Raw genomic sequence first — 7090 nt, forward strand, 5'->3', positions numbered from 1 at the left:
TATTGAAAGAATTTCCGGATATTTCACTGGAAGTTATGAGGACTTTGGCACTAAGACTGGAACGGACAACCCGTGATCTGGCTGATGCTCGTCGAGGTGCAGCCGGCGGCTAGGGAGTAACACGTGGCAGATGAATTTTCGCTCCGTTGTTGGGGCGTAAGAGGATCCACTCCGACACCGGGGTCAAGCACGCTCCGCTACGGCGGCGAAACATCGTGTTTCGAGATACGCGCCGGAGATGCTCTTGTTCTGGTGGATTGCGGTTCCGGTGCGCGCAACCTCGGCATGGAACTCTGCAAGTGCAAACCACGTTCCTTCGACCTCCTGTTCACGCACACACATCTGGATCACATTTGCGGACTGCCGTTTTTCAAGCCCGCCTATGATCCGAATTTTGAAGTCACCGCCTGGGCAGGGCACTTCCAGGACGAAACCAGCCTTGTCGATATCGTCAGCCGGATCATGTCGCCGCCGATATTCCCGGTTGCAGCCAAAACGCTGAAAGCAGTTGAATTCAAGACCTTTACGGCCGGTGGTCAGATCCCCAGAGACGATGACCTCGTCATACGCACCACACCTTTGAGCCATCCGGGCGGCGCTTGCGGTTTCCGTTTTGAGTATCAGGGAAAATCAATCTGCATCATCACCGATCACGAGCATGGTGATCCCGAAATAGATGCCGCGCTTCCAGACTTCGTTCAGGGCGCCGACATCATGATCTACGACGCCATGTTCACTGATGAGGAATACCCGGCATTCAAGGGCTGGGGCCATTCTACCTGGCAAAAGGCGGTGCAACTGGCTCGGGAAGGACACGTCAAGACTCCTGTTCTGTTCCATCACGACCCGAAAAGATCGGATGACGAGCTCGACGAGATCGGTCTTGCGGCTCAAAACGCCTATTCAGGTACGCTGGTTGCAAGCGAGGGCATGATACTTCGGCCCTAAACGCTTTGGTCCAGGATGGCGCTGCGTTCCTCGCCCTTTATATCGCGTAATGCATAGAGCGTAATTTTGCTGCTTATACCTTTTCTTCTTAAATGGAGAACATAGCTCAATATCTCTTCTTTGTGCCTTCGCATGAGGTCTCTCAGACACCACCCGACCCCGGTCTGGACCAAATGTTCAGGATCATTGATCAAGGTGTTGCAATTCGCCAGCGCAGTATCTTTGTACAAACCTGACTTGGCGACTTTGCGCGTAAAGACGACGACGCTTGCCCTGCGAAGCCAGAGATCATCATCGACGTTCCAGGAATCTGGGCCGTGTGGACGAATTGGTTTTGAGTCTTGAGGGCGTCGGAAAGCTCGCCCGTATATCAATACGGGCTTCGCTTCCCTCCTGCTCACGACTCAAATGCAACACACGCCGCGCCCGAAACCAATTCGTCCACACGTCCTGGCAGCTCGATAAACTTGTCCTCGTGGGCATCCAGTATTTGTTTTAAGAAGAACTTCGTGAAGCTATCGATCTTGCTCCATCCATGAAGACCTCTGATGAGTTTCTCCAAGAGATCAAATCGCTCTGGTGAGAAATACTCTGGCACCTGCTCCAACAACGCCAATGCAACGCTCTTTTGCTCGCCGTATCCCGAACCGATGAGACGTTCAGCCAGCTCAACCTTCTGCTCGGTTCCCAACATGGAAAAATCAGTTTTGAAGCCGGAGATCACCCGCCTCATTTCCGGCGCTCTGGCACCGTAACCCAGATAACGAGGATCAGGCTCATTTGCATCAGCGGCATAAGGTGTAGATTCACCTAAGGAACTTAGCTTCATGGTAATTGTGCCATGCAGTGCCTCAATTTCGACATTACGACGCAAATTTTCCATCAAAAACCCCTTCTCGGGCCTCGAGATCTGCAATAGCAGGCGATATCGGCGTTGTAGGACTTCGTGGCCATCGGCGCGACAAACGGAATTTGGAACTCGCAGGTTACGAGTGCACTTCCAATACAATAGGGTGCACAGACGGTTCGAAAGCGAAATGAAAACTTGCGGTCGTCTCTCTCAGACGGATCTCGCTCCTAGAAAAAACAGACCGCTACCATGGATAGCGCGTCTTATGTTTGGCTGCTTTCCGGCTTCGGGGAAGATGTTTCACCGCGATAGTAGTCGACTTCATCTTCTGTTCGAAACAGTTTTATCAGGTTTGTTTGACCTCTTGGGCCTTCATAAATTCCGATTTTCCCTGAGTCCGGGTATTCACAAACTTCCAGGTTTTCTACGGTGGAAATCGCAAGATATCGGAGCTCCTGCGAGCCTGTGTTGATGATCTGGTGTGCGACTTCATGGCCTCCGGTGGGGCAGGCAATGATATCGTTTTGACGGATTGGGTAACGTTTGTCACCAAATCTCAGTTCCCCGTCTCCTTCCAGAATCAGGAACATTTCTTCTTCATGGCGATGACTGTGAAAGGTGCATTGAGCCTTTCCAGGGGGGAGGATCGTCAGGTTGTAGCCGATCTTTCTTGCTCCAATCTCGTCACTGATTTTCCCTCTTCGAAAGGTGAAAAGCCCATTTTCCTGCGAATGACTGATCTGGACTTCATCAATGTTCATTATTGGCTTCATCTGTCCGCCTTTCAGAGTTACGCTAATTACATTCTCGTTTTCGATGCTGGGCACCAATTTCGAATTCAGCGATTTGATGTCGATTTCTGGTTTGGAACCGACCCCACAAGACATGGTCGCTTCATTCACCGCTTTGGCCAATGGAGATTGTCAGAAAGTATGCCAGAACGTATCCGTAAAATCGGATACATCGATGAGAGGGGCTATTTTCAAAAATATTAATGAAAATAACTGTGTCTATTTGATGAAAACCAATATTGATTATTGGGAATGAAGAGCAGGATCTGTACGCGTCAGATTGCAAAGAGACTAGTGAATTTTGTGGTTAAAGCTGTCTCAAAATCCGAAGATCGAGGTCGACACCCTCCACGACTTCGAATTCCAGCTCCTTCAGCTTCTGCGTCATATCTTTTGCGTCGTTGTAAGGATTTTTTAGTTCCGTGACATGCTGGTAATCGGAATTTCCGATGACGAGCGCAACCCTCCGTTCCGCGTGTGCGGAGGCGACGCTTAACATCACCACAAGGCATATCATCAGTGCTCGCATAGATCTGACCCCAAGCTCGCTCTTGGCCCTTTCCTCACCGGACCGGGCCATGAAGGTGCTGATTAGTTCGACCCTTTTTCAGGTCGAGAATTTCTCCGCACTTACAACCATAGTCAGTTGGGTCGCAAAATCACTCTGCGTCAAGATTTGAGCGCAAAATCTCGCCAATTTGCAGGAGCAGGGCGGTTATCAGCTGCTTTTCCTAAAAAAAAGGCGGCCCAAAATGGCCGCCAAAAAATCAACACAGCTAAAAAATTGATCGGTGCCCGATGCAGGAATGCGGGGTCCCTTTAGCGCATCCGGTAATCAGCCACTTGCAACTTGAAAAAAACGTTGCCCCTGACTGCCCAATACGATCAATAGTTGTTTACAAGGTGTATACATTAAATGCATGATCCATTTGGACTATGTCTGACAAAAAATAGGAGTTGCAGGCGATAAGCGCCTTTCAACGCAGGGAATTTGCTAATTTTGGCACAGAACCCGACTGGGACCGCTAGGGGGCAATGTGGTCGTAGCTGCGGAAAAATACATACGCTTGACTAACCTGGCGGTTGCAGCCGCTTTGGATCCGGGCAGGTGGCAGAACTTTCTGGATGAATTGGGACAGGTTCTGGGGACGCGCATTTGCACCCAGCTCATCGGCTATGACCAGCTGACAAACGCTGCACCGCTGGCCTACTCGTCCGGGTATGACCCGGCGATCCTGCATCTTTATGAGACTTTGTACGCCGACAAGAATCCCTTTGCCGCCAATTTCTCCAAATGCGCCGTAGGCAGGTCGATATCCACGGACGAGTTATGTGAAACCGAAATTCTGAAGAAGACCGATTTTTACGCGGACCTCCTTCGTCCGATGGAAGACATCTATGGTGGAGGCGGATCGATGCTTGCCTTCGATGCCGACCGGATGTTCCTGATCGGCGGCAATCTGCGAGCAAAAGACAGGGAAAAATACGAGCACGAATGGCTACAGCTTTGCGTCCAGCTTGCGCCTGTCATTCGGCAATCACTGGAAATCAACCGGATGATTTCCGGTCTTTCCTTCGAAAAATGGGCCGCCGAACGTCATCTTCTTGGTGTCGGTACGGCAATTTTCGTAATCGACCCGACCATGCTGATCCATTTTGCCTGTTCGAAAGCACATGAACTGCTTGCAAAAGGAACCCTGGTGGGAAGCGCGATCAACCGGCGCCTGCAATTTAGGTCCGAACAGGCTCAAAACCAGTTCAGCGCGTTTGTTCGCTATCAGGCCAGGGAAAGTTCGAATGCCTTCAGCAATTTGCAGATGGTGGACGAGGATGGTCATGGATGGATTTGCAGGGCGATGGGCGTGCGGCTGGGGGATCGGGATGACATGCCGTTCAGTGCGTTTATGACAAAATCCGTTTCAGCCATTCTGTTGGCAATCAAACCGAACAACAATTATGTCACAATACAGGAAAAACTACAGGCAGAACTGGGTTTGAGCCCGGTGGAGGCGGCCTCTGCATGCATGCTGTCGGAAGGTAAGACGTTGGCAGAGATTGCGGACAACCGACAGGTCAGCGTCTTTACGGTTCGCAATCAGATCAAGTCTGCACTGGCCAAGTCCGGGTGTCGAAGGCAGGCCGAACTTGTGCGAAAGATCGAGCAACTAAGGCTGCAGGGTATTTTTTAGCGGTTTGTTTTCTCTTCACGAGAGGTCACATTCCCGCGCACCTTATTGCGCAATCGGGTCCAAAGGGAGAAACTCCACACACCTTTGGAAACTGGAACATCATGAGCTCATTTCGGGACACTTTGCGCTACATCCTTCATGGCGGACCGCCTGAAACAGGAATTCCGGACCGCGTACGGGCAGAGATCCGTGCACGCGAAGCTTCGTCGGAACGGTTGATCAGCTGGGTACAGCTTGGGCTGGTGCTGTTTTTCACCACGCTATATGCAATCGCGCCAAGGGCTGAAGGGGCTTCGGGCTTCAATTTCGTGCCAATTGCGCTGGGCGCCTATTTCCTGTTCACCGTTTTGCGTCTCGTGCTGTCCTACCGGTTCGAACTGCCGCAATGGTATCTGTTGATTTCGATCGGCGTTGACATGGCCCTGCTGGTCGGCCTGATCTTTTCCTTCCATATTCAATATGACCAGCACCCGGCGTTCTATCTGAAGACCCCGACGCTGATGTATGTCTTCATATTCATTGGATTGAGGGCGCTCAGGTTCGACCCTCGTTTCGTGCTGACCACGGGGCTGGTCGCCGTCGCCGGATGGCTGGGCCTTGTGTTCTATGCAGCCTTCGCGGACATGGATCACATGCGGGTCACGCGGAACTACGTTGAATATCTGACCGGAAACTCAATCCTGATCGGGGCTGAACTCGACAAGACCATGGTGATTTTCACGGTCACCATCATTCTCTCTGTTGCGCTTTATCGGGGCCGGTCGATGTTGTTCGAGGCAACAAGGGATCATGCTGCTGCGATGGACCTGCGGCGGTTTTTTGCACCGGAGGTTGCTGCTTCCATCACCGGTGCCGACAGCGAGTTGCAGGCTGGTGAGGGGAGCCAACGCGACGCGGCAATCCTTTACGCTGATATAAGATCCTTCACTTCGACATCAGCAAAGTTACCCCCGGAAGTGGTTCTCGCCGTTCTTGCCGAATATCAGAACCTTGCCGTTGAGGTTATCAATCAGGAAGGCGGTAGGGTCGACAAGTTTCTGGGCGACGGCATTCTGGCAACTTTTGGCGCGGTTCACCCCTCCGACACCTATGCGGCCGATGCGCTCAGAGCAGCTGCCAAGCTGGTGGACTGTGTCGAAAAGGGGCAGCAACGTTTTCAGTCCGCCGGTTGGCCGGTTGAGTTGCGGATCGGTACAGCCGTTGCGGCCGGACCGGTCACCGTCGGTGTCATCGGTTCCAAGCAAAGGCTGGAATTCACGGTTATCGGCGATGCGGTCAACCGGGCAGCCAAACTGGAAGACGCCAATAAGGAGCAAAACTCCTCATCCTTGACCGACCGGGTGACCTGGGATCTGGCCCGCGAACAAGGTTATGGCGTAGAGCGCATCGAAGCCAGACCCGAGACGCGTGTTGCAGGCATGCACACGCCTGTCGATCTCGTCGTTCTTGCAAGCTGAACTTTGACGCCGTCTCGGCTGATTGTGTGATCTTTCTGCGACGCCGGGCTGCGAATGCGCTTGACCGGACGCCGTTTCTCAGTCACTTTGCCTCTCAAATTGACCTAATCGTCAATACGGTAGATAAAGATAAATAAAATCAACTTTTTAAGTTGAAGGGATGGTGTGATGAAGCTGGATTCGACCTTAGCCGCCGTGGTAACGGGCGGAGCGTCGGGCTTGGGTGCTGCAACGGCACGTATACTGGCGGGTGATGGCGTCAAGGTTACGATCTTCGACCGGAATGCAGACCAGGGAAACGCAATTGCCGAGGAAATCGGTTGTGTCTTCGCCGAAGTCGATGTAACGGACCAGACAAGTGTTGAAGCTGGTTTCCAGAAGGCTCGGTCGGCCCATGGTCAGGAGCGTATTCTGGTAAATTGTGCAGGAATTGCACCTGCAGCCAAGACCACATCGCGCGGTGAACCGCATCCGATGGATCTCTTTGAAAAGGTGATTGCCGTCAATCTGGTTGGATCTTTCAGATGCCTTTCGATCTCGGCAACCGGAATGGGGACGCTGGATCCGGTAACAGATGACGGTGGTCGCGGTGTCATCGTTTCAACTGCATCCGTTGCCGCATTTGACGGGCAGGTGGGCCAGATCGCCTATGCAGCTTCCAAGGCAGGTGTTGCCGGCATGACATTGCCTGTTGCCAGAGACCTGTCGAAACTGGGTATTCGCGCCATGACCATCGCACCGGGCATTTTTGAAACGCCGATGCTGCTCGGGTTGCCCGAAGAGGTGCAGCAGTCCCTTGGTCAGCAGGTGCCGTTCCCGTCCCGGTTGGGCAAGGCGAGGGAGTATGCTCAGCTG

General features: G+C 52.5%; 8 protein-coding genes. 4 read left to right on the plus strand and 4 right to left on the minus strand.

Annotation, left to right across the window (positions count from 1 at the left end; translation table 11 throughout):
* Positions 1-123: 123 nt before the first annotated feature.
* Positions 124-948: an MBL fold metallo-hydrolase gene (locus tag K5905_RS23240; RefSeq protein ID WP_297588356.1), complete on the plus strand. Its 825-nt coding sequence runs from the start codon at positions 124-126 to the stop codon at positions 946-948.
* On the opposite strand, the gene K5905_RS31640 is transcribed toward K5905_RS23240, so the two are convergent.
* The 4 genes from K5905_RS31640 to K5905_RS23255 all read right to left on the minus strand — a co-directional run bounded on the left by K5905_RS31640 (position 945) and on the right by K5905_RS23255 (position 3118).
* Entirely contained in the window at positions 945-1349 is a 405-nt protein-coding gene (locus K5905_RS31640) for a DNA alkylation repair protein (protein ID WP_367187012.1), read from the minus strand. The two genes, K5905_RS23240 and K5905_RS31640, sit on opposite strands and share 4 nt — an antisense overlap.
* Positions 1346-1831 (minus strand): DNA alkylation repair protein, encoded by a 486-nt coding sequence (locus K5905_RS23245; protein WP_297588359.1) that lies wholly within the window; start codon positions 1829-1831, stop codon positions 1346-1348. Before K5905_RS23245 ends, K5905_RS31640 begins: the two co-directional genes overlap by 4 nt.
* Before the next feature lie 230 nt (positions 1832-2061).
* Complete coding sequence (locus K5905_RS23250) at positions 2062-2712, minus strand: cupin domain-containing protein (protein ID WP_297588361.1); 651 nt, start codon at positions 2710-2712, stop codon at positions 2062-2064.
* Between the two features lie 184 nt (positions 2713-2896).
* Positions 2897-3118, minus strand: a complete 222-nt coding sequence (locus K5905_RS23255; protein WP_297588363.1) for a caspase family protein — start codon at positions 3116-3118, stop codon at positions 2897-2899.
* Positions 3119-3656: 538 nt separating this feature from the next.
* Here K5905_RS23255 and K5905_RS23260 point away from each other — a divergent pair.
* The 3 genes from K5905_RS23260 to K5905_RS23270 form a co-directional block, all read left to right on the plus strand.
* Positions 3657-4778: a helix-turn-helix transcriptional regulator gene (locus K5905_RS23260; RefSeq protein WP_297588365.1), complete on the plus strand. Its 1122-nt coding sequence runs from the start codon at positions 3657-3659 to the stop codon at positions 4776-4778.
* 101 nt (positions 4779-4879) lie between these two features.
* On the plus strand, positions 4880-6235 hold the full coding sequence (locus K5905_RS23265; protein WP_297588368.1) for an adenylate/guanylate cyclase domain-containing protein: 1356 nt from the start codon (positions 4880-4882) through the stop codon (positions 6233-6235).
* A 168-nt stretch (positions 6236-6403) separates the two neighbouring features.
* Positions 6404-7090, plus strand: a 687-nt coding sequence (locus tag K5905_RS23270) for an SDR family NAD(P)-dependent oxidoreductase (protein ID WP_297588370.1), incomplete at its 3' end; no start/stop codon positions are given.

This window comes from Roseibium sp. (genome assembly GCF_025698965.1).
GTDB lineage: Bacteria > Pseudomonadota > Alphaproteobacteria > Rhizobiales > Stappiaceae > Roseibium.

Bases quoted from the DNA above. Each gene is read 5' to 3' on its own strand.
- K5905_RS23265 (WP_297588368.1), top strand. From the start codon at position 4,880: ATGAGCTCATTTCGGGACACTTTGCGCTACATCCTTCATGGCGGACCG.
- K5905_RS23255 (WP_297588363.1), bottom strand. From the start codon at position 3,118: ATGCGAGCACTGATGATATGCCTTGTGGTGATGTTAAGCGTCGCCTCC.
- K5905_RS23245 (WP_297588359.1), bottom strand. From the start codon at position 1,831: ATGGAAAATTTGCGTCGTAATGTCGAAATTGAGGCACTGCATGGCACA.